Source organism: Paenibacillus sp. FSL R7-277, from assembly GCF_000517965.1.
Taxonomy (GTDB): Bacteria; Bacillota; Bacilli; order Paenibacillales; family Paenibacillaceae; genus Paenibacillus_AQ; species Paenibacillus_AQ silagei.
The window spans coordinates 25,065-45,887 of record NZ_ASPX01000022.1 but is presented as its reverse complement, the minus strand read 5'-3'; the positions used below and the strand labels follow the sequence as shown (position 1 = coordinate 45,887).

The window sequence follows — 20,823 nt, the reverse complement described above, 5'->3', positions numbered from 1 at the left end:
CACATGGAGTGCTTAATTATGAACAATTCGATTCAATATAATTTCAATCATTTCTTTGAAAAGTTTGAAGGAGGTCATCAAGCCGGAAGTTCAAGCTATATGCTTCACCCTACGACAGGAATAGGACAGGTACTTCGGTTGTACCCACGCTCTGAGTTGGAGATGGTTATGTCAGACTATAAGCTGTACCAGAACCATGATATACGCCTAGATTCACTCGCGCCAATGGTAGAGTTTGGGTATTGTTATGAGGGTAGCAGGGAGATAAGTGTACCTGGCGCTCGTCAGGAGTTCATGCCTGCCAATTGGAGTTTGCAACTGATTAATACCTCGGAAGCGAGATTGGAGCTTGGCCAAGCACAATCTTTTCGAATGTTGGGCATCGGGATGTCTGTCGGCGTGTTTCATCATTTTATGACCTCCATCGGGGGAGTGCAAAAGGCTGACTTTAACAGCCTTCTTGGAGGAAAGTCGTATCGGTTGCTTCAGGAGAAGCCGCCAGCTTCCGCCAGTGCTTCGCTTCACCACATTGCAGCAAGCCTAAGAGATGGAACGATGAATAATATTGAGCTGGAGTATACGGTGTTAGAACTCCTGGAACTGGCGCTCCGCACTTTTCTTGAAGGAAAAGAGGAACGGATAGGGCTTAGCCAAGAGACCCAGTTGCGCGTTGGCGAAGCGCGCCGAATAATCCTGCAGCAGATGGATAATCCTCCATCATTGTTGCAGCTGTCACGTATGGTCGGTTTGAATGATTACAAGCTCAAGGTGGGCTTCAAGGAAATGTATGGTAACACAATCTTTGGATACCTACGAGAGAAGAGGATGGAGCAGGCTTTAAAGCTACTTCAAGCCGGCAAGTCCAACGTCATTGAAGTGTCTTGCGCAGTGGGTTACTCGAATCCAAGCCATTTTGCCGAGGCGTTCCGCAAGAAATTCGGAGTAAATCCCAGCGCATTACTACGTGAAAATTCTTCCCGGATATAATATGGTAATGACAGACTTTTATTTAGAACGGACTGTCAACTTACCGGTTAACTCTCTCTCTTCACAAGTAACTGAACTTGCCAGGTACAGAAAAAGCCCTTCAGAACCTACTGAAGGGCTTTTTCATGAAATCGGATGGTTAAATTGCAGAGAATCTTAAGGATTCCGTGAAACGGGGATTTTAATCCACCTTGGGGTAGAGGGGGGAGTCTGTAAAAATCATAATAGAAAAATAGTTGTTTTTTTATTTTTTCACAGAAGGGAGAGTGCACGGGTGCGCTCAAAAAATAGTTCTGATTCAAACTTCAATTCAGCCTCTCTTCCATCTTTCTGGCCGTTTGTACTGACCGGGATGTTGATGATTGTGACCACGACAGGGTTTGCGCGAATGGCCTACGGGCTAGTTTTGCCTTATATGCAGGCCGGACTCGGATTGTCAATTTCACAGGGAGGGATGCTTGGCACGATCATGTTTCTAGGCTACCTGGCTTCGGTCGGGTTATCGGGTATACTCGCTGTCCGCTGGGGTAGCAAAGCTGTTCTTATGGCAGGAGGTTGTGCTGTTGTCATCAGCATGTTTGGCCTTTCCGGATCATATTCGTTCATTTGGGTGGCTCTGTTCATGTTCCTGGCCGGAGGGGGCAGTGCACTGGTGTTCACTCCGCTCATGTCCCTCATGCTGGGCCAGTTCCCGGACAAGAAGGGAATCGTCCTCGGGATGTTGCTAAGTGGTGCAGGTATCGGGATGCTGTTAAGCGGATTTTTAGTACCCTTACTAACCGCTCAATTCCCCGTTCTAGGCTGGCGTGCGGTCTGGTTAGGGTTCGGTATCATCTCACTTGTTGTGCTAATCGCGGCTTTATTGATCCTGAGAAATCCCGAGATTGTAGGGAGCGTGAAGGAGACAGACAAACCGAAGTGGTTAAAAAATAAAGCATTGATGCAGGTGGCTGTACTCTATTTTCTAGTAGGTATAGCATATCTTGTTCCCAATCTATATCAATCTGGTTTCATGCTGGCTGAAGGGATTTCGGACCGCGCTGCCGGTCTGGTGTACGCCATAGCTGGCATCTTCAGCATTGCAGGCGGCCCTGTCTGGGGCAGTCTGTCCGACCGATTTGGTGTAAACCGGATGTTTATACTGGTTTGGGCTTGTGCGGCGGCAGGGGATATCATCCCGCTTCTGAATCATAGTATTCCGGGGTTCGTCTCATCATCAGTACTTTGGGGCTCCAGTATCGGTGGTCTGGTTACATTAATTCAGCTGAAGGCTGCGAAACAAGTCAATCCCCGGTACGTTCCAACTGCCATCGGATTTATCTCAATATTCTATGCGGTAGGTCAAATGCTGGGTCCGGGAATGACAGGGTGGATGATTGATCATCTCGGTGGCTACGGAGTGGCTTATGGATTCGGAGCGGTAGTCTACGGCTTTGGGTTAGTTGCCAGCCTGATCTCTGGGCGCAAACAGAAATTGCTGGAGCAGAGCAAAAAGATAAAGCAGTAACAGCGAGTCCGCAGAAGGCTTTTCCAAGAACCATATAGGGCTATAGTAATAGGGATTTAATAAAAGAAGAGGCTGTCCCAAAAGCCATGTAATGGCTTCTGTGACGCCTCCTTTTTTTGAGAAAGATCAGCGAATGGACTTGAATGGACGCTCCGTGAACGCTACCACGCGATCAATCATAGTGACCACAACGCTTGGAGAAGGAAGCAGCACCATTCATTAATTGGCCACGACGATTTGCCATTGTTGATTCAAGCCGTTGTTGTCACTCCATTGAATCACATTGGCACCGTCGGTGAGTGCGCCGGAGGAGACGTCTATCAATTTGCCGGTAGCGCGGTTCTTCAGCTTGAAGAAGCCGCCGCCCGCATCTATCAGCTGCCAGTGCTGGCTGGTCCAACCCCCGTCTGACCACTGTTCGATGACTGTTCCATCGGTCGTAGTGCCATTCTCAGGGCCAAGAATCAATCCGCTGTTGGCGTTCTTAAGCTTATAGTACCCGTCGCCAGCGTCGATCAGCGTCCAACGTTCACTCGATAAGTTAGTATCAGTCCATTGTTCGGCATCTGCACCATTTGCTGTTGCACTCGCTCTAATGTTCAAAGCCTTTTCGCTTTTGCGGTTAATCAGCTCATACGTGAGGCTGCTGTCTACCGTGAAAGGAGTTCCTGCGACCGTTCCTGCTGCACTGTCGATGTTAAGCTGCGGGTACCATGACATGGAGAGGGTGGTCGATGAAGGGAATGTCAACGGCAGCCATACGTATTTGGATTCATTGGCGGGACGCTCCCAGGCTCCGGCCCAGCGGTCACCCATATATAGATAGGACGTGGATGAGCTACCCTCAACAGGAATGATATAGGCGGCTTGTGACTCGGAAGCGCGTGAATCTCCGACATTGGAGAGGGCGCTCCAGGTTCCGTTTATGCTGGAAGCGGTTGCGTATTTCTGCTGGTTAGGAGTCCAGCCTGTTGCGCCGGAAGTGATCAGGAAGTAGGTAGAGCCCCGCTTGAACATAGCAGGAGCTTCACGGTATGAGCCTGCCCACAGGGTCTGGACTAGTGATTCCACGCCCAGAAAATCCGGTGTCAGACGATAAATGTTAAGATCGGCATTCACCCTTGTGGCTGATATCAGATAAGCGGTGCCGTTATCGTTGTATACCGTCATATCACGGGAATCGTAGTCAAGAGGCCTGAAGCTGCCTTGATACGTATACGGACCTTCGATATTGGAGGCTGAGGCAACAGCGACTTTTGCTTCTCCGTAATCTACCCCGTTTTCTTTATGCGCCCATAGCACATATTTTCCGGTTGCCGCATTATAAAGAAGCTTGGGGCGTTCGATATTGGCGGTTGCAAGCTCTGAGGCGCTGCTCTTGGATAGTATATTCGCGCGGAATTCCCAGTTCTTCAGGTCTGTTGAACGGTAAAGTGATACATAGTTCGTTCCATCCCGGTTCTCCCCAACCCAATAATAATAGCTGCCAGACTTGATCATTCCACCGCCATGCGCATTAACCGGATTGCCTGAAGTATCCTTGAACTGAATCCCGTTAAGGAGACTGAGCGGAGCGGCATAGCTCTTGGAGCCAGATCCTCCATAGGACAGTACAATCAACAGAAGGGACAGAAACAGGATAAAGGGTGTTTTAGCTCTTTTCCATTCATTCACATGCATTCGAGTAATCCTCCTTCATTTCATTCATTATTTAGTTAAGCGCTTACAAAAAACAAAAAGAATGTCCTCCTTTCTCTCCAAACATTACCAGTAATACAAATTACGATCAATTTAAACATTTGGATATTTGTAGACAAAATGGATATTTCTTTTGTAACAATTCGCCAGAGCTACCTGAGATGCTTTGGAATACAAAGCATAACGTCCGTTGCCTGCTCCCCCAATGTCACTTAATGATGATATACTTACCTTGAGTATTATGATAATGATAATCAAAATCATTTTAGGGACGGTATATCAATTGGGACAAGTGAGATGAGGGAGCGCGGATTGATGCAAGAAGAAGCAGAAGCAAGGCAGATATTTACACCAGAGATGATCGATATGATGGCCCGCATTTGGACACGTTCGATCATTACATTAATAGATGTACGCTTTCAGAATATAGCGTCCGCCTACCCTTTGGAGCAGTATAAAATGCCTAGCAGCATGTTTATCTATGCCTGTGGAGGGGAAGCGCAAATTCAACTGAATGAAACCACATTCGGAATGGAACGCTTCGGTCTAGTTCATGGCGGGAAGGGGAGCCTGCTCAGTATTTGGCCTAAAAGGGAGCGTGTGAAGACCTTTATGGTCTTTTATAAAGCGGAATCCCCTCTTTTCCACAAGAAGCACCTGCAGCAATTACTGGAGCAAGTCAATCCATTTGTTCAACAGTTTGGTTATACACCAAGTAATCCTATCTTGCTGCTCGATTGGTTTCAACAAATGTTGAATGACTGGAACCACGGCAAGGCGATGGATCAGCTTCAGGCCAAGAGTTTTCTATATCAATTGATTCATAGGGTGTACAGAGATTTTGAGGGTGGCGAGATTCGCTATCTCCAGCCCTTTCCAGCCAGTTCTGCCAAAATATATCTTGATAAACATTACCGGGAGCCGATTATGTTCCAGGATATTGCTGCTATGTTTGGGATCAGTGGCGGGCAATTAACGCGGTTGTTCAAAAAGAAGGAAGGGATGAGCTTACAGGAGTACCTCATTCAGAGAAGGATTGAAGCTGCTTGTCATGACTTGAAGTATACGGAGGCAACCATTAAAGAGATAGCAACAGGATCTGGATTTGCTGATGAGAAGAACCTGTTTCGGATGTTTAAGAAGTATTACAAGATGACGCCGAGTGATTACCGGAAAATAAACGCACCATCCATGCAGGTTGATGGTATTGATAATGATTCTCATCTTCATTACAATGAGAGGGAACTGGCGAGTCTAGTCAAGTCTTATAGAGATGGGGAATCAAGCATGTTTGGACAAGTACGAAGTAAAGAAATGATCTTTGTGGCGGCGATGAGCCTGATGCTGTTGCTGACGGCATGTACGTCGGGGACGCCAGCGAATAATAGGGGAACGGTGAATCCGCCTGCGGAGACCGGGCAGACGACACAACCGGAAGTACAGGAGACGAAGGCTTCAGAAGCAGTCTCACAGACCAGAACGATATCTACTGTAAAGGGTGATGTTGAGGTGCCCAGCAACCCTCAGCGTGTTGTAGTCGATTATCTGGTTGGTGATGTGGTAGCTTTGGGTGTAACTCCTCATGGTGTGGCGAGAGCGACAAAGGGCGAGACAGAGGCGGTGTATTCTACCGAGATTAAAGATTCAATTAACATAAAGATGGAGCCGGAAGATGTCATGACGCTTGAGCCTGATCTGATCATATTAGCATGGGGCGAAGAGAATTATGAGGATTTATCCAAAATTGCCCCGACCATTTATGTCCCTTATGGTGATATGACTACAGAAGAGCGTATCCATTTTATTGGCAATGTTCTGAATAAGCCGAAAGAGGCTGAGGCTGTTTTGAGTGCTTATGCTAACAAAATCGAAGAAGCGAAGCTATCCCTTAAGAATGCCGGCCTTGCAGATGTGACGATTACGATGGGAGAATTCGGTGATAAAACGAACTCCATCGCTGGAGCCAAGCATGCGGTTGGCGAGCTTATGTATAATCAGCTTCAAATGAAGGCACCGTCAAAAGTTCAATCTGATATTATTGACGCAGATAAATATTGGGGACAGATCTCTATGGAGGTCTTGCCCGCTTACATGGGAGATTATTTGATCGCCTTAGGAGATACAGAAGTTCCTGCTGATCATGCGGTTTGGAAATCACTACCCGCTGTGCAGCATAATCGGATCGTAACGGTGGGTTCATCGCTATCTTGGTCCACGGATATAATGACTTCCAGTGCTTTGATTGATCATATTGTCAATCAACTGCTGGCATTAGCTAAATAAGGGGATCTGGAAATACGATGAAAAACAAGCCTGAACAAAATCGCCGCGGGTTGGTGAACTTCACCATGTACATGGTGGTAGGGCTTGGATTAACGGTTCTCATGTCAGCGGCGTCGATTAGCTTTGGTGCCGCTGACATGAGGTTAGCGACTGCATGGGAGGCTATTTTCCGATTTGATCCAACGCTCACTGAACATCAAATTATTCAAACCCTACGTCTTCCGCGTACCGTAGCCGATCTGATCGTCGGATGTAGCCTTGCGGTTTGTGGTGCAATCATGCAGGGGACAACGCGTAATCCGCTGGCCGACTCCGGGCTGATGGGGATCAGCTCTGGTGCAGCATTCGCGATTGCGCTATGCCTGGCCTTTCTACCGGGGTATTCGTATGGGCAGATGATGCTGTTTGCTTGTCTGGGAGCAGCGCTCGCGACCGGGATCACGTACTTCATCGCGTCACTGGGCAAGCGCGGGATGACACCTCAGCGGCTGGTGCTGGCAGGGCTGTCCATCTCCATGCTGTTTGGCGCACTCAGTCAGTATTTGGCGATCAATTACAACCTGGGCCGGGCATTGGCATTCTGGACCGCAGGCAGTACAGCCGGGGCCAAGTGGGAGGAATTACTGATTATCTCCCCTCTATTTGTTGGTGGTGTACTGCTGGCGTTGGCGCTGGCTCCTTCTGTTACACTGCTTAGTCTGGGAGAGGATGTGGCAAGTGGACTCGGTATCCGTAGCGGACTGGTCAAGGGGCTATCGACGATTATCGTGCTCGTGCTGACTGGATTGGCTGTTGTCGTGGTTGGCCCAATCGGTTTTGTGGGTCTGATTACCCCGCATATTGTGCGATATATGGTCGGTGTCGATTATCGGTACATTATTCCGGCGGCTGCGCTATATGGCGCGTTGCTGACCGTATCGGCCGATCTGGCTGGCCGTTTGATCAATAGGCCGTTCGAAACACCGATTGGCATTATTTTTTCTATCATTGGTGTGCCGTACTTTCTCTTCCTGGCCCGCAGGCAAAGGAGGGAATTCGAATGATCAAGCAGCGTTATACGGTGCAACGGGGTATCCTCGTCAATGTAGTGCTTATGGTGCTTATCCTTATGTTTGCTATCATTAGCATGAATTCCGGCAAGATGAATCTTTCACCGCAGGAAGTGCTGAACGTTCTCCTGGGTAACGGCACCGGTAAGCAAAATCTTATCCTGTTCGATTTTCGGATGCCACGAATTGTACTGTCGATCTTGGTAGGTCTGGGAATGGGCGCGGCTGGGGTCGTGATGCAGAGTTTGCTGCGCAATGACATGGCTAGTCCGGGGACACTGGGGATTAGTTCAGGATCGGGTTTGTTTGTCCTGTTCTTCGTAGTATTCATCGCATCGGCAGGAAAAAGTTCCTTCATTGCCCTGCCGCTGCTGGCCTTTGTTGGCGGCCTGCTGGCGGCGGGATTGATCTTCTTATTATCGTATCACCGCGGGCGTAACCTCTCGCCAATCGGTCTGATCTTAACCGGGGTCGCACTCGGAAGCGGGTATGGGGCGCTGACCACCTTCCTGACACTCAAGCTGGATGATTCGCAGATGGACTTCATGCTGAATTGGCTGGCGGGGAGCTTGTGGGGCGCTGATTGGCGCTATATTGCCGTACTGGCACCATGGGTCTTGATTTTAATCGGTTATATTTTCTACAAGTCCCGGATGCTGAACACCCTCCATCTGGGCTATCAGACGGCAGAAGGGCTGGGACTTTCCGTGAAGCGGCAGTTTTTGGGGTTGTCGATCGCTGCTGTTGCTTTATCCTCTGGCAGTGTGGCTGTTGGCGGAAGCTTCTTCTTCGTTGGTTTGATTGCTCCGCATATGGCAAGGAAACTGGTCGGGCCTGATCACAAATTACTCATTCCGGCTGCCAGCCTGACCGGCGGATTAGTCGTGGTGCTGGCTGACACGATTACGCGCACGGTTAACCTGGGGGGAGATGTGCCGACGGGAATCGTCATTACGGTCATCAGTGTTCCGTACTTTCTTTATTTACTAGCGAAGGCCAATTAGGAGGACGTCATGGACAGTATTACAGCAGAGCAAATTGATATTGCCTATAATGACACGCTTATCGTCAAAGAACTGGATTTGCAGATTCCGCGTGGACAGATCACCTCGATTATTGGTCCCAATGGATGCGGCAAATCAACCGTACTCAAGGCAGTCGGCCGGCTGCTCAAGACGAATAGTGGTACGGTCTATCTGAATGGTGCCGATATCCGCACACTGTCCACCAAGGAAGTCGCCAAGCAAATGGCGATTCTGCCGCAGACGCCAACCGCACCGAGCGGCTTGACGGTCGGCCAATTAGTCGCCTATGGGCGTTTTCCTCATCAACGGGGTTTCGGCAAGCTCTCCAAAGAGGATAAGCAAGTAGTCACCTGGGCGCTATCGGTTACACAGCTTACAGCGTTTGAGCATCGTGAGGTCGATACGCTCTCTGGCGGTCAGCGTCAGCGCGTATGGATTGCGATGGCGCTCACCCAGCAGACCGATCTGATCCTGCTGGATGAACCCACCACTTATCTGGACCTGGCGCATCAGCTCGAAGTGCTGGAACTGCTCTATGACCTGAATCGCAGTCAGCAGGTGACGATTGTGATGGTGCTGCATGACCTGAATCTGGCAGCGCGTTTCTCCGACTACATGGTGGCGATTCGTGAGGGCCAGGTGGTGGAGCATGGCTCGCCAGAGCGTGTAATGACGGTACAGACGCTGCGTGAGGTGTTTGCCATTGATGCCGAGATTATGCTGGAACCGCGAACAGGGCGGCCGGTGTATGTGACGTACGAGCTATTGCGTGATAAGCGTAGAGACCAAGAAGCAGATCAAGGATTCCTGCAAGCTGAGGAACAGAAGGAGTCGATTGCCACATGAGAACCGCATGGCGTGTCCTGATGGGCGCAAGGAAATACTGGCTGCAGTTAGGCATTGGATTTGCCGGTATCGTGATGGCCACGATTGCCGGGTTTTATTTGCCCTGGGCGCTCCGCTCGTTGACACAATTGGCGACCGAAGGCAGCAGCCGGTTTGCCGCGGAAGCGCTGAAGATTGGTCTGTTGCTGCTTGGAGCCACCTGTCTGCAAGCCATCGGAACATCACTGGCCGGCTATATGAACCATTATGCGGCACTTCACTATGTGGCAGATTTAAGAACAAGATTATATAGCAAATATCAGCAGATGAGCCTGCGCTATTTCCATCGAAGCCGGACGGGTGACTTGACCGGGCGCGTTGTGAATGATGCGATGGAAGCGGAAATTTACATTGCCCATGCCATTCCTGACTTTATCATCAACGGTCTGACTTTTATCGGAGTAGGCATCCTGCTCTTGACGATCAATGTGAAGCTGGCACTGATCAGTCTGATCACAATTCCGTTGCTGCTTGCGATCACGGTATGGCAAAGCAAACGCTTGTCACCGCTATGGGGAGAGAATTCCAAGGCGCGGGGAGAGATTGCTGGCAAGGTGCAGGAGAACCTGTCGGGCATGAAGGAAATCCAAATTTTCAATCGGCAGGAGGAGGAGCGGGGCAACGTTTCCCGTCTGGCTATGAAACATACGAAGACCTATTTGCGCGCCAGTCTGTTCTATGAGACCTCTGTGCCGTTGCTGGCATTTGTGACCGCGCTGGGTACCGTGCTTGTCGTGATACTAGGCGGCAGATTGATGGCAACAGGTGAGGTAAGTATTGCTGATATCATTGGATTCATCGCCTACCTGGGTATGTTCTATCAGCCGGTAAAGTCCTTTTCCAGCTTAGTGGAAATGTCCGGGCGAGCCGCCGCTGGCCTTAAACGGGTATATGATGTGCTGGAAGAGGAGGAAGACATACAGGAGAAGCGAAATGCAGTCCATTTGCCGCGTATACAAGGACAGATATCCTTTCAGAATGTCACATTCGTATATCCGGATGGTGCTCCTGTACTAGAAGGGCTGAACCTGACTATTGAGCCTGGAAAGACGGTAGCGCTTGTAGGTACAACCGGAGTAGGAAAGACGACATTAGCCAGTCTCGTTAACCGGTTTTACGAACCGCAGACCGGTTCAATTCAAGTGGATGGCATCGACATTCGGGATGTAACCCTCTCCAGCCTGCGTGACAATATCTCAATGGTGCTGCAGGATACCTTCCTGTTTGACGGCACGGTGTATGACAATATCGCTTATGGATGGGCTGATGCGACCGGGAAAGATGTGATTGCCGCAGCGAAAGCGGCGAAAGCGCATGATTTCATAGCACAGATGGAGCAAGGCTACGATACGGTCATTGGTGAACGCGGTGTACGGCTGTCAGGAGGGCAGAAACAGCGGATTTCGATCGCACGGGCGATTCTGCGCAATGCACCGATCCTCATTCTGGATGAAGCGACATCGGCGCTGGATACCAAGACCGAGCAAGAGATCCAGCAGGCGCTGGACGAAATATCGAAGGATCGCACAACACTGGTGATTGCCCATCGGCTATCGACGGTCCGCCATGCCGACCAGATCGTCGTGCTGGAGGGCACAGAGATTGCCGAGACGGGTACGCATGAGGAACTGCTGCGTAGCGGCGGCATTTATGCACGATTGTATGCGACGCAAGCTTCTTGAATGTAATCGGATCGGTCTTCAAGGGTCAGGACCCCTAATTAAAGAGACCGGAGCAAGAGGCCCATGCAACCCCGCATGGGCCTCTTGCTCCGTTCAATTCACTTCCCCCCACCTGGAATTGCAACCTCATGCCCAACGGTTGCGGCCATGCGGGCAGTTTTTGTACCCCAAGGCCGGGCCAGGACACCACGCGACAGCGGACTGAAGACCATGGTCTGAATCCCTTCGTCGGCACAGAGCGGGATCATTTCATTTTCTTCTTCGCGGGCGATTAAGTTGTAGTTGTGTTGCATGGAGATGAAGCGGGTCCAACCGTTCTGTTTCTGGAGATGCAGGGCCTTGGCGAACTGCCAAGTTCTCATGGTGGAGGCGCCCTGCTGACACTTTCCTCGCTGGTTCCGTGCGAATACAAATTAGCGGTATCGAAGAAGTTGATTCCTGCCTCAAGCGCATGTCTGATCATAAGGCGGCTGCCTTCCTCGCCCAGCTAGGGTAACACTGAGGGGATCTCTACTATCGTAGCTCCTTCACAAAAATCTATTCTGGTATGATCCAGACAATCTCGCAGATTCGTACGAAAAACTTCCGGCCCCTGGTATCCAATACAACGTGGTCTGGCTTAACTTCCACTAAGCAGCCGCTAATCCCTCCGCGAGTGGTTTCGATCACTACCTGTTTACCTTTTACAGACATTAAGGTTTCGACTACGTAGGGATCAATAGGATAGACCATGATTGCTTGCGGCATTTGTTGCTGCATTGGATACATTTGATTATTCAGCACTTTGTTACCTCCCGAATGGTTATACATCATCCTATGCTAATGCCCACATAAAGAACTGGGCGGATGCCCATGCAATAACGAATTCCCTAATCATTATTAAATAAAAAATGGAAGCAAGTACAAAGCTGTAATGGCACCAAAGGGGATCGGTCTTGGATAAAAGCGGCGGCGCGGGTAGAAACCCGGATAGTATCCGAATTGTCTGTAGGTTGTTGCGTTAGCAGGCATTCCGTTCATCTGGCCTACCATTTCATTGGTGGGAATGGCAAGTGTAACATAGTTCTGATCGATATGAGCAACAAACCCGTCGTGAGACTGACCATCGCTTGTAGTAATACCAACATATTTATTCATACAATTCCAGGCAACTTGTTGATAATTCGTTTCCATGGGTAAACCTCCTCAAATACTATCTCGTCAACAGTCTATGGACTATAACCTATATCCATCACGGCATATGCCCATAGCTTAAAAAATTCATAATGAATTAAGCCTAATTGTAACGAGAGATAAATGATGAGAATGGATATGAACGCAATCATAACTATTACCTCCAACTACCTTGCAATAAACAGTAGTCGATGGTAATCTTTGTATTAGTAACTACTGTGTATTGCACAGTACTAAATAAAGCGTGGTGATACGTATTGAATGTTCAGTTCAAGAAGGGTGTGCTGGAGCTTTGTGTGCTTGTATTGACCTCACAGAAGGACCGGTATGGATATGAGCTGGTGGAGCAGATCTCGCAGAAATTTGCCATTGCGGAGGGCACGATCTATCCGTTGTTAAGAAGGCTGGCGGCGGATGGGTTATTCTCGACCTATTTATCCGAATCGGAGGAGGGGCCGCCCCGGAAGTACTATAAGATTACCGATGAGGGAAGGAGAGTCATGCACGACATGATTGAGGAATGGAATGCTTTTGCCATAGGGGTGCAGGAGATTATTAAGGGGGGATCGGATTGAATAAAGAGGCCTATCTGAATGAATTGGCACGGTATCTGAAGCTGCTTCCTCCTGAGGAATGTGCCGATCTTATGGGGGAATTCAGGGAGCATTTCGAGTGTGCCCAATTAAGCGGGCGGTCAGAAGCAGAGGTGATCTCCAAGCTGGGCCACCCCCGGTTGATCGCCCGTGAACTACTGACCCAGTCGCAAATTGAGAGAGCGGACAAATCCCCAACGCTCTTAAGCGTTACGAGAGCGGTTATGGCAACGGTGAGCTTAGGATTGTTCAACTTAGTTATCGTTCTGCTGCCTTTTATCACCTCTTTGACTGTGATTGCCGGGGTGTTCGTCTTTGCCATTTGCCTGCTTATTTCTCCGGTTCTGTTAATTCTTCAGTATCAGTCGGTGGCGTTGTCTATCAATAGCATCTTCCTGATGCTGGGCCTGGTTGGTGTGGGACTACTAGTAGCCCTTGGAACATTAAAGCTCACCCGGCTGTATTACCACCTTGTGATCAAGTACCTGAAGTATAATCTGACAGTTATCAAGAAGGATGTGATTTCTTTTGAAAAATAGATCCCGGATCGTAACCAGACTTGCCCTGCTCCTGATTGCTGCCGGAGTCATTGGAAATGTAGTGCTGTATCTGTTAGGCAATTCACCCTTCAATTTGCATGAGCTATCGGTTGAACAGCCTGTGCGGATGGACCAGACCACTAGCGTTCTTCTTCAAAACGAGATTGGAACGATTGATGTGGTTCCCATTCAGGGAGATGAAATCAAGGCAACCTTAGGCGGGAAGACGACCAAGGCATTAATGAAGGATTACAAGCTGCACATCACTCAGGATCGGGGACAAACCAGCATTAAGGTTGTTCAGGATAACCGCTTCCGCTTTTTTGACATCTATACGGAGCTTAAGCTCACGGTAGGGATTCCTGAGACCCGGCTAGACCAGCTGCAGGTGGTAACGGACTCCGGAAAAATAGATGTCGGCCCCGTCCTGGCGAAGGAATACCGGGTGGTAAGCGACTCAGGGGCTATCAAGCTGGATATAGAGGAGGGGATCATCCATGCTGAGACAGATACGGGTAAAATCACCGCCTCGATTGAGCGCATTAGTCAAGATATCCATGCCACCTCGGACAGTGGAGACATTACCATCCAGACAGCAGAAGCGCCTCAGGCGCTCCGTACTCAATTCTCTGCGGATTCTGGAACCGTTCAGGTGACGCTTCCGGGTTATAAGGATGGTTATATCGGTGAGGGAGGGCCACTTGTCAAGCTTATCTCTGACACTGGCAATCTTAGGATCGAACAGTAACAGTATTTAGGCGAAGAGCAGGAAGAAGAATATGATTGATTTTAGGAGGCGGCCTTGTGTGATAACACATAATCCCAGGAAAGAAGTCTTAATCAAGACTGTTGATCTATGCAAAGTTTACTCCTCAGGCCATGAACAATTTCTCGCCGCCAAAAGCATTAATCTCGAAGTATACCAAGGTGACTTTACGGTGATTATGGGCAGCTCAGGCTCGGGGAAATCTACGTTGCTCTACCTCCTCAGCGGTCTGGACGGGATCACTTCCGGAGAAGTGATGTTCAAGGGAGAGCGAATCGATGCATACACAGAGAAGGAACTTACGGATTTCCGGTCCAACAAAATCGGCTATGTATATCAATCGATCAATCTGGTTCCTGATTTCACCTTGCTGGAGAATGTGGCTTTCCCGGGATACGTGGCTGGGCGCAGCAAAAGCGAGGTGAACGAGCAGGCATTAAGCCTGCTGCACCAGATGGGGATCGGGGCTCAAGCCGGACGCCTGCCATCCCAGGTATCTGGAGGACAGCAGCAGAGAGCGGCGATTGCCAGAGCGCTCATCAATTCGCCGGAGGTGATTTTTGCGGATGAGCCTACAGGGGCATTAAGCCAGGAGCAGGGCGCAGTGATTCTGGATCTGTTGACGGAGATGAATCAGAATAATCAATCCATCGTTATGGTAACGCATGATATCCAGGCTGCGTGCAGGGCAGACCGGTTAATCCTGGTCAAAGACGGCACTATCGATGGGATTCTGGAGCTAGGCAAATATGCACCGGATCAGTTGAAAGCGAGAGAAAACCAAATTTTCATGTTCATGTCAGGGGAGGAGAGGTAGCGGATGTATGCGGTATGGAAACTATGCTGGACGAACCTGAAGCATAAAAAAGTGCAAAACAGCTTCATTGCAATCATCATCATGCTGGCAGCCCTGCTCCTCTCAACGGCCGTATCCGTTCTGAACAACACCAACCGGATGTATGAGAGTATGCATGACCAGTCCCGTGGCGCGCATCAAATATTGCAGCTGGAGAATGGCATCCATGATCCGGTTCAGGTACATACATGGTGGGAGGAGCAGTCAGGGGTAACGGTCTCGGATTTGATGCGCTACCGCTATCTGTCTAGCATGTCGCACGCAGGAGAAGAGATCCTGAATGTGGACTTGTTCATGATGGATGCACCCGAAGGACCTTTTCCCGTGGACCGGCTGCAGTTCGTCGAAGGAGCAGAACAGAGCTCACCGGAAGCAGGAACTGTCTGGATTCCCACCTCGCTGGCTTATCCCAATGATATTCATGTGGGCGATTCAGTTGAATTCAAGACGGATGAAGGGGTCATTCAGCTAAAGGTTGCGGGCGTCGTTGTGGATATCTCCTACTGTTCGCCATTTGCGACGAGCGGGAGAATCTGGCTGAATCCTGAGGATTATAACAAACATATGACCCTGCTGCCTGGCGGAGATAAGTATATGACCGGACTAAGGTTCGAGGATTACAGCCAACATAGGGCCTACTGGGATAGATTCGAGCAGTCTCTCGGGACCCCTTATCTGGAGTCCGTTAAAGACTTCGAGAGCTTGTCTTCCTATTATATGATTGCGAATCAGGTGATCAGCTTCGTGATGATTTTTCTGGCTGCCGTCATGGTCTGTGTGGCCTTATACACCTTGGGATTCACGATTGCCGATGCCATCCTCTCTAACTATCGAACAATCGGGATTATTAAATCTGTCGGATTATCGTCCCGCAAAGTCATTATGGCTTATGTTGCGCAATACACCTTCCTGGCGCTCGTATCGGTCATTCCGGGGATTCTGGTCAGCAATCTTCTCTCCGGCACCATTGTTGCCAGTTCCATGGCTTATCTCAGTACAGGATCAGCAGGGATGAACGATTTATTCTCAAGTACAGGCCTGTGGACTGGCGCGGCTGTCGTTGTGGTTATTCTCCTCTCGGCCCTGGTGTTCGCGAATAAGGCACGTCATGTGGAGCCGGCCCAAGCCGTTCGTTACGGCATGTCCGAGAAGGAGTACTCCCACCAATCAGGAGGAACTGGAATATGGAAAAGAAAGCTCCTGCAACTGGGCGCTCTTCCGACTTCAATGATTATCGGGCTAAGAAGTGTCACCAAGAATATCCGGGGTTCGCTGCTTATTGTACTGATCTCGACGTTGTCCACCGCTGTACTTGTCTTTGGATTCCTGTTCGTATACAGCATTGCTTCCATCCATGGCACCATTGCCAAGTGGGGGTATGACTCGGCGGATCTGTCCATAAGAATCGATAATCCGGCTAAAATGACTTTTGCACAGCTACAAGAAGAAGTCCTCTCTGACCCAAGGGTGAAGAATTACTCGCGGTACGGGGATGCCAATGCGGTGGTGCCGATTCCTATGAAGGACGGGGCTGCCGTGAAACAGGATACGATGGGGATCCTGCTGACGGTGGCGGACGGGAACTATGATCAGATAGGCTATGAGAATGTGGACGGCCGTAACCCTGTGTCTGCCAATGAAATCTCGGTGGGTGTGAATGTGGCCAGAACGCTGGGCATCCAAGCAGGGGATACAATGGACATTTATATTGAAGGGGTAAAACAAACGCTAACCGTCACCGGGATCTACCAGGCAATCGCGAACATGTCTAATTCGGGGCGGATTACCGCCGACGTCATCAGAAATAGTAATCCGGGCTATGGAAGTGCGATGAACACCACTTTCATGAATCTGCATGAGGGCACTTCAACCGATTCATTCGTGAAGGATTTGCAAGAGCGGTACGGCAGTGTACTTGGCATCGCCAGTCAGGCATCGCTTGTGGATGAGGTATTCTCCCAGGCGGTCAAAATCATTGTGCTGCCAGTGTCCGTTATGGCGCTGTTGTTCATCGTTATTACGTTCGTGATCATCTACAGCATCTGCCGGATTAACATGAAGAAAGAGAGCCGCACCTACGGCATCTACAAGTCCATCGGCATGACCTCCCGCCAGATCCGGCTGTCGGAAACCACCGGAATCCTGGTCGTATCGGGGATCGGAGCTTTGGTAGGGATACCTTTAGGCTTATTAGGCCTGCCACCACTGCTGAACGTTATCCTGTCGGATTATGGGATTGTTAAAGTTCCGCTGATCATGAACGGGGGAGGTATAGCCTCGATGATTCCCTTAAGTGTCATCGCCGCAGGCCTGGGCTGCTGGGCAGCATCCAAGTCTATTCAGAGTGCTTCGCCGCGGGTGTTAGTGGTGGATTGAAAGTAGGGCCGGGCGTTCAGTCCGAAAGTATAGGCCGAAGCCCGTCAACCTTAACTGGTCGGCGGGCTATGGGTTACAGTCTTACGACACTGGACTCGCCGGTCGGCAGAGAATGATTTAAGCCTTGGCAGAAGTCCTTCATACCAAATGCAAAAGTGTCTTGAAAAGTTACAGCTGACAACTCACCATGAGCATCTATAAAGTTAAATATCATATAGTGACTAGTTTTCTTTTTATTTCCTATTCCGGACATTCCACCGACAATTGTTCCTAACCCAGGTACAATAAGCGTTCCAATCATTGCACGACCCACAACGCTTTTGCTTTTATCGATCAATTCTTGCTCACTTTTAACTTCAGCGGCTCTGAATTGCGCCAGATACATTTCAAATCTTTGTCTGCCTGAATCAATAAGCACACGATCAGAAAATCTAAAAATTTTGCACTCGACACTTCCAATGCCAAGTCCCTCCACATGTTTTGCGAATACTCCCTGTAACGCTCCGATGCTTTGGGTTTGTTCTTTTAGCTCATTCCCTTGTTTAATTCCTTTTTTTGCTGCAAAAATAATACCGATAATGAGCACTACAATAAATCCCCAAATAAATAACATCATGATGAACAGCCCCTTATTCTGATAATAATTAGCAAAAATAGTCTATCAGAATAATATGGATATTACTATGTGTTTTACAGTGAATACTAAATATAAAGTGCTAACTGAAATCTCCCGTCACATCTCCTTCAGCAAAAACATGAACATTCTTTAGCTCTGGTGTCACTGCCATCATAAACTCCTTTCAATCACAAACTGAACTCGGCTGTGTATAGACGGTTGGGTAGATTTCCATTAATTCGCTCTCCATCTTGCAGGCCTTAGCTACCATTTCGTCTAACTCGCTTGCTGCAAAATCCTCATCAATGATAGATTCCATTAGGTTGGTGTATTCCTCTGCTAATTCCTTATCTTCGTTTATTTGGTTAACAGTATTTTCGTAGTCAGACAACGACTTCTCTAATCGATCTCCAATATGGAGCAGGTTAATGTACACTTTTACAGCATTATCATAAATATCTCTTAACTTATTAACTTCAAAATTATGGTAGGAAGTTGCATCTTGCCTTGTGGTATAGTTGTAGGTTTATTTTTGTAGGGGGAATAGTATTGGTGAAATTTGCAGCTCTTGTGTTAGTGCTTATAATTGTATTCGCAGTCATGGTGTCTATATACCTAACTAAAAAGCAGAAGGGGTATTCAAAGAGCTCCTCGATTGATCCACTTAAAATTACAATTCAGGATGTAGACAAAATGGAAGACGGATCGGAGTTTGAAGAATATCTGTATAGGTTATTTTTAGCTCTGGGATATAAAGATGCCTATAAGACTCCAAGAAGCAGAGATTTCGGGACAGATCTAGTTTTCACTGATCGGGATGGGTATCGCAATGTAGTTCAAGCCAAACGATATTCCTATCCTGTAGGTATAGGAGCTGTACAAGAGGTGTATAGTTCAATGCGCTACTATCGTGCCAAGAAATCGATGGTGATATCTTCAAGTCAATACACGATTGCATGTGATGAACTTGCTGGATATAATGGCGTTAAACTTCATAACAGAAAAGACCTTATAGAGATTATGGATTTATTTAAAGCGGGGAAATTTGATAATGTAAAAGATATTATTGAGGAAGATGCACATTTAAAATATGATTCATGGGATAACTACCTGAATGGAGATAAAGTAATCAAGAAGGATTTAAAGGCTGAGAAACGAATTTTAGCTGAGCAGAAAAGGAAATAACTAATACATACATTCTCTGTTTATAAATGGACTAAATAAAGTGTGAAATTGCTAGATAGATTAGGTATTTGAAAGATCTGGTTTTAATTTTCTGTTAGATATTTAGAACATTTGCACAACAACCCGTTAGCCTTTGCTTGACGGGTTACGAAGAAGCAGCAAATATTGAGTATAAAGTTGTAGATGTTAAAACTTTACCTGCTGAACCTGGAATGACAACTCCTTTTTATACCACTTATTTGAATAGAGAGTGTACTATATATTCAGGTATTCCTTCAGGTGGAGTGTCTTGGATTCATATAAGATATAATGCGCTTATCGGCGATAGTAATGATGGGCCGTATGATGGATTATTCTATGGCGGAAGAGTATTAGATAGTTGGCAAACTGGAACAGCTGTTGCAAGTTGGAAACATCAAACCGGGAACTTTGAACTTCTTGGAAATCAGGCGGACGTAACTGCAACAGGGTTATTAACGTATGGAATACCGAGTACACCACTATCTGTTACTACCCAACAAACATTTCTATATAGAGATAGTATACAAAATTATTAATTATTTGAGGTGGTTTCATGACTGTGTTGAAGAAAAAAACCTACTGGATCACTACTTTAATAATTCTGATACTTTCGTTAATGAAACCTATCTCTATTGAATACTCGAATACGGCTTACGAATATAAGTTTGGGGCTTTATTTCCATTTCTTAGCCTTAGACTAAATGATTTTTCTTCTGGATATCAAGATATTTTTAGTATCTCTGCACAGGCTGAGAGTTATGAGCTGAACATTATTTCATTGGTTGGTGCTTGCCTAGTTTGCTTTCTCATTTCCTATGTACTAATAAAAATAGCTATAGCACTTTTTGGGGAAAAAGCTAATTAGGTTTAGTTACTGAGGAGATAATAAATTTTAGTCAAATGTTAAATCCGCCAGAGTTCCTCAGGCGGATTTTTCAATTATATGTGAAAATAAAAAAACGTATTCGCATTTGGCTACAACAACTATACTTTAACGTAAAAGCTACCAGAGACTAGCATAAGGATCAAGGTCCCCCCGTCCTGCTATTAATGAGAAAAGAAAACCTTGAAAAATTAAGGTTTCTGTTTACTTTTAAATGACGGTGGTATGTCATCAATACTATTCAACCGACCAGCAAGCCCTTCCTCCCCGGTCAAAACCTCCACCATAATCCCCGCTCCCAAGCGAAATCCATACTTGAAACTAGCTGCCAACTCCATGCCGTGAGTTTGACCGTATAAGTCTAACAGTGCTTCTAACTCGTCGAATTCTTCCGCCGAGAGGCGTTCCTTCCAAAGCTCTATGATGTCAGACACTCTTTTTCTTAAAATAGTGTATTGCGGGTCATTGGTTATCACTTGTTCATCTGGATGCAAGTTGCCGTGATACAGGCTCTCCAGGATACTGGCCAATTCCTCATCCCCTTCATTGACGAAGTACTTTGTGTTCTACAATAAAAGTAATTGACTGTTATATCTACGGAGTATACTCTACAGAATGACAACCCAACCCCTATAATCTGACAGGTTATTCCTTTCTGATGGAAATGATACTATGAATTAGGGCACGCTTTGCGAGTCT

At 47.7% G+C, this 20,823-nt stretch carries 23 protein-coding genes; 15 read left to right on the top strand and 8 right to left on the bottom strand.

Annotation, left to right across the window (positions count from 1 at the left end):
- Window positions 1–18: 18 nt before the first annotated feature.
- Both C173_RS08950 and C173_RS08945 read left to right on the top strand, forming a co-directional pair.
- Window positions 19–987 carry a helix-turn-helix transcriptional regulator gene (locus C173_RS08950; protein WP_036724168.1) on the top strand — a complete coding sequence of 323 codons (969 nt, stop codon included), beginning with the start codon at window positions 19–21 and terminating at the stop codon, window positions 985–987.
- A 274-nt stretch (window positions 988–1,261) separates the two neighbouring features.
- Complete coding sequence (locus C173_RS08945; RefSeq protein WP_235191833.1) at window positions 1,262–2,494, top strand: YbfB/YjiJ family MFS transporter; 1,233 nt, start codon at window positions 1,262–1,264, stop codon at window positions 2,492–2,494.
- A gap of 219 nt (window positions 2,495–2,713) precedes the next feature.
- Here the strand turns inward: C173_RS08945 and C173_RS08940 are convergent, their stop codons facing one another.
- Window positions 2,714–4,183 carry an RICIN domain-containing protein gene (locus C173_RS08940; protein WP_442792630.1) on the bottom strand — a complete coding sequence of 490 codons (1,470 nt, stop codon included), beginning with the start codon at window positions 4,181–4,183 and terminating at the stop codon, window positions 2,714–2,716.
- Between the two features lie 324 nt (window positions 4,184–4,507).
- On the opposite strand from C173_RS08940, the gene C173_RS08935 reads away from it, so the two are divergent.
- The 5 genes from C173_RS08935 to C173_RS08915 are packed head-to-tail and all read left to right on the top strand — an operon-like array spanning window position 4,508 to window position 11,116.
- Window positions 4,508–6,475, top strand: a complete 1,968-nt coding sequence (locus C173_RS08935) for an AraC family transcriptional regulator (protein ID WP_036724166.1) — start codon at window positions 4,508–4,510, stop codon at window positions 6,473–6,475.
- Window positions 6,476–6,492: 17 nt separating this feature from the next.
- Window positions 6,493–7,518, top strand: a complete 1,026-nt coding sequence (locus tag C173_RS08930; protein ID WP_036724164.1) for a FecCD family ABC transporter permease — start codon at window positions 6,493–6,495, stop codon at window positions 7,516–7,518.
- Window positions 7,515–8,528: a FecCD family ABC transporter permease gene (locus tag C173_RS08925; protein ID WP_036724162.1), complete on the top strand. Its 1,014-nt coding sequence runs from the start codon at window positions 7,515–7,517 to the stop codon at window positions 8,526–8,528. Before C173_RS08930 ends, C173_RS08925 begins: the two co-directional genes overlap by 4 nt.
- A gap of 9 nt (window positions 8,529–8,537) precedes the next feature.
- Entirely contained in the window at window positions 8,538–9,395 is an 858-nt protein-coding gene (locus tag C173_RS08920; RefSeq protein ID WP_051477934.1) for an ABC transporter ATP-binding protein, read from the top strand.
- On the top strand, window positions 9,392–11,116 hold the full coding sequence (locus tag C173_RS08915; RefSeq protein ID WP_036724160.1) for an ABC transporter ATP-binding protein: 1,725 nt from the start codon (window positions 9,392–9,394) through the stop codon (window positions 11,114–11,116). The genes C173_RS08920 and C173_RS08915 overlap by 4 nt, the downstream gene beginning before the upstream one ends.
- Before the next feature lie 98 nt (window positions 11,117–11,214).
- On the opposite strand, the gene C173_RS35645 is transcribed toward C173_RS08915, so the two are convergent.
- The 4 genes from C173_RS35645 to C173_RS08900 form a co-directional block, all read right to left on the bottom strand.
- On the bottom strand, window positions 11,215–11,478 hold the full coding sequence (locus C173_RS35645; protein WP_036724158.1) for an aldo/keto reductase: 264 nt from the start codon (window positions 11,476–11,478) through the stop codon (window positions 11,215–11,217).
- The gene (locus C173_RS35640; protein WP_442792628.1) at window positions 11,475–11,579 is read right to left on the bottom strand and encodes an aldo/keto reductase; all 105 of its coding nucleotides are present in this window, start codon (window positions 11,577–11,579) and stop codon (window positions 11,475–11,477) included. Before C173_RS35640 ends, C173_RS35645 begins: the two co-directional genes overlap by 4 nt.
- A 74-nt stretch (window positions 11,580–11,653) precedes the next feature.
- Window positions 11,654–11,899, bottom strand: a complete 246-nt coding sequence (locus tag C173_RS08905) for a YuzF family protein (RefSeq protein ID WP_442792627.1) — start codon at window positions 11,897–11,899, stop codon at window positions 11,654–11,656.
- Window positions 11,900–11,995: 96 nt separating this feature from the next.
- Window positions 11,996–12,289: a hypothetical protein gene (locus C173_RS08900; RefSeq protein ID WP_036724156.1), complete on the bottom strand. Its 294-nt coding sequence runs from the start codon at window positions 12,287–12,289 to the stop codon at window positions 11,996–11,998.
- Window positions 12,290–12,546: 257 nt separating this feature from the next.
- Between C173_RS08900 and C173_RS08895 the strand changes: the two genes are divergently transcribed.
- The 5 genes from C173_RS08895 to C173_RS08875 are packed head-to-tail and all read left to right on the top strand — an operon-like array spanning window position 12,547 to window position 17,419.
- Window positions 12,547–12,864 carry a PadR family transcriptional regulator gene (locus C173_RS08895; protein ID WP_036724153.1) on the top strand — a complete coding sequence of 106 codons (318 nt, stop codon included), beginning with the start codon at window positions 12,547–12,549 and terminating at the stop codon, window positions 12,862–12,864.
- Window positions 12,861–13,421, top strand: a complete 561-nt coding sequence (locus tag C173_RS08890; protein ID WP_036724150.1) for an HAAS signaling domain-containing protein — start codon at window positions 12,861–12,863, stop codon at window positions 13,419–13,421. The genes C173_RS08895 and C173_RS08890 overlap by 4 nt, the downstream gene beginning before the upstream one ends.
- The gene (locus C173_RS08885; protein ID WP_036724148.1) at window positions 13,411–14,169 is read left to right on the top strand and encodes a DUF4097 family beta strand repeat-containing protein; all 759 of its coding nucleotides are present in this window, start codon (window positions 13,411–13,413) and stop codon (window positions 14,167–14,169) included. Before C173_RS08890 ends, C173_RS08885 begins: the two co-directional genes overlap by 11 nt.
- A 58-nt stretch (window positions 14,170–14,227) precedes the next feature.
- Window positions 14,228–15,004 carry an ABC transporter ATP-binding protein gene (locus tag C173_RS08880; RefSeq protein ID WP_036724146.1) on the top strand — a complete coding sequence of 259 codons (777 nt, stop codon included), beginning with the start codon at window positions 14,228–14,230 and terminating at the stop codon, window positions 15,002–15,004.
- A 3-nt stretch (window positions 15,005–15,007) separates the two neighbouring features.
- On the top strand, window positions 15,008–17,419 hold the full coding sequence (locus C173_RS08875) for an ABC transporter permease (RefSeq protein ID WP_036724145.1): 2,412 nt from the start codon (window positions 15,008–15,010) through the stop codon (window positions 17,417–17,419).
- Between the two features lie 73 nt (window positions 17,420–17,492).
- Here the strand turns inward: C173_RS08875 and C173_RS32785 are convergent, their stop codons facing one another.
- Together C173_RS32785 and C173_RS35335 are read right to left on the bottom strand one after the other, a co-directional pair.
- Window positions 17,493–18,035 carry a hypothetical protein gene (locus tag C173_RS32785; protein ID WP_051477932.1) on the bottom strand — a complete coding sequence of 181 codons (543 nt, stop codon included), beginning with the start codon at window positions 18,033–18,035 and terminating at the stop codon, window positions 17,493–17,495.
- 184 nt (window positions 18,036–18,219) lie between these two features.
- Window positions 18,220–18,354, bottom strand: a complete 135-nt coding sequence (locus C173_RS35335) for a hypothetical protein (protein WP_268748442.1) — start codon at window positions 18,352–18,354, stop codon at window positions 18,220–18,222.
- A 281-nt stretch (window positions 18,355–18,635) separates the two neighbouring features.
- On the opposite strand from C173_RS35335, the gene C173_RS08860 reads away from it, so the two are divergent.
- The 3 genes from C173_RS08860 (at window position 18,636) to C173_RS08855 (ending at window position 20,106) form a co-directional block, all read left to right on the top strand.
- Entirely contained in the window at window positions 18,636–19,220 is a 585-nt protein-coding gene (locus tag C173_RS08860) for a restriction endonuclease (protein WP_051477938.1), read from the top strand.
- A 137-nt stretch (window positions 19,221–19,357) separates the two neighbouring features.
- Window positions 19,358–19,777, top strand: coding sequence for a hypothetical protein (locus tag C173_RS34195; RefSeq protein ID WP_155991351.1), 420 nt, complete (start codon window positions 19,358–19,360; stop codon window positions 19,775–19,777).
- A gap of 23 nt (window positions 19,778–19,800) precedes the next feature.
- Window positions 19,801–20,106, top strand: coding sequence for a hypothetical protein (locus tag C173_RS08855; protein ID WP_155991348.1), 306 nt, complete (start codon window positions 19,801–19,803; stop codon window positions 20,104–20,106).
- Between the two features lie 209 nt (window positions 20,107–20,315).
- Here the strand turns inward: C173_RS08855 and C173_RS08850 are convergent, their stop codons facing one another.
- Entirely contained in the window at window positions 20,316–20,654 is a 339-nt protein-coding gene (locus tag C173_RS08850) for a DUF6809 family protein (RefSeq protein ID WP_063830896.1), read from the bottom strand.
- Window positions 20,655–20,823 lie beyond the last annotated feature (169 nt).

Bases quoted from the DNA above. Each gene is read 5' to 3' on its own strand.
- C173_RS32785 (WP_051477932.1), bottom strand. From the start codon at position 18,035: ATGATGTTATTTATTTGGGGATTTATTGTAGTGCTCATTATCGGTATT.
- C173_RS08920 (WP_051477934.1), top strand. From the start codon at position 8,538: ATGGACAGTATTACAGCAGAGCAAATTGATATTGCCTATAATGACACG.
- C173_RS08860 (WP_051477938.1), top strand. From the start codon at position 18,636: ATGGTGTCTATATACCTAACTAAAAAGCAGAAGGGGTATTCAAAGAGC.
- C173_RS08900 (WP_036724156.1), bottom strand. From the start codon at position 12,289: ATGGAAACGAATTATCAACAAGTTGCCTGGAATTGTATGAATAAATAT.
- C173_RS35645 (WP_036724158.1), bottom strand. From the start codon at position 11,478: ATGAGAACTTGGCAGTTCGCCAAGGCCCTGCATCTCCAGAAACAGAAC.
- C173_RS08925 (WP_036724162.1), top strand. From the start codon at position 7,515: ATGATCAAGCAGCGTTATACGGTGCAACGGGGTATCCTCGTCAATGTA.
- C173_RS35640 (WP_442792628.1), bottom strand. From the start codon at position 11,579: ATGATCAGACATGCGCTTGAGGCAGGAATCAACTTCTTCGATACCGCT.
- C173_RS08915 (WP_036724160.1), top strand. From the start codon at position 9,392: ATGAGAACCGCATGGCGTGTCCTGATGGGCGCAAGGAAATACTGGCTG.
- C173_RS08950 (WP_036724168.1), top strand. From the start codon at position 19: ATGAACAATTCGATTCAATATAATTTCAATCATTTCTTTGAAAAGTTT.
- C173_RS35335 (WP_268748442.1), bottom strand. From the start codon at position 18,354: ATGGAATCTATCATTGATGAGGATTTTGCAGCAAGCGAGTTAGACGAA.
- C173_RS08935 (WP_036724166.1), top strand. From the start codon at position 4,508: ATGCAAGAAGAAGCAGAAGCAAGGCAGATATTTACACCAGAGATGATC.
- C173_RS08930 (WP_036724164.1), top strand. From the start codon at position 6,493: ATGAAAAACAAGCCTGAACAAAATCGCCGCGGGTTGGTGAACTTCACC.
- C173_RS08875 (WP_036724145.1), top strand. From the start codon at position 15,008: ATGTATGCGGTATGGAAACTATGCTGGACGAACCTGAAGCATAAAAAA.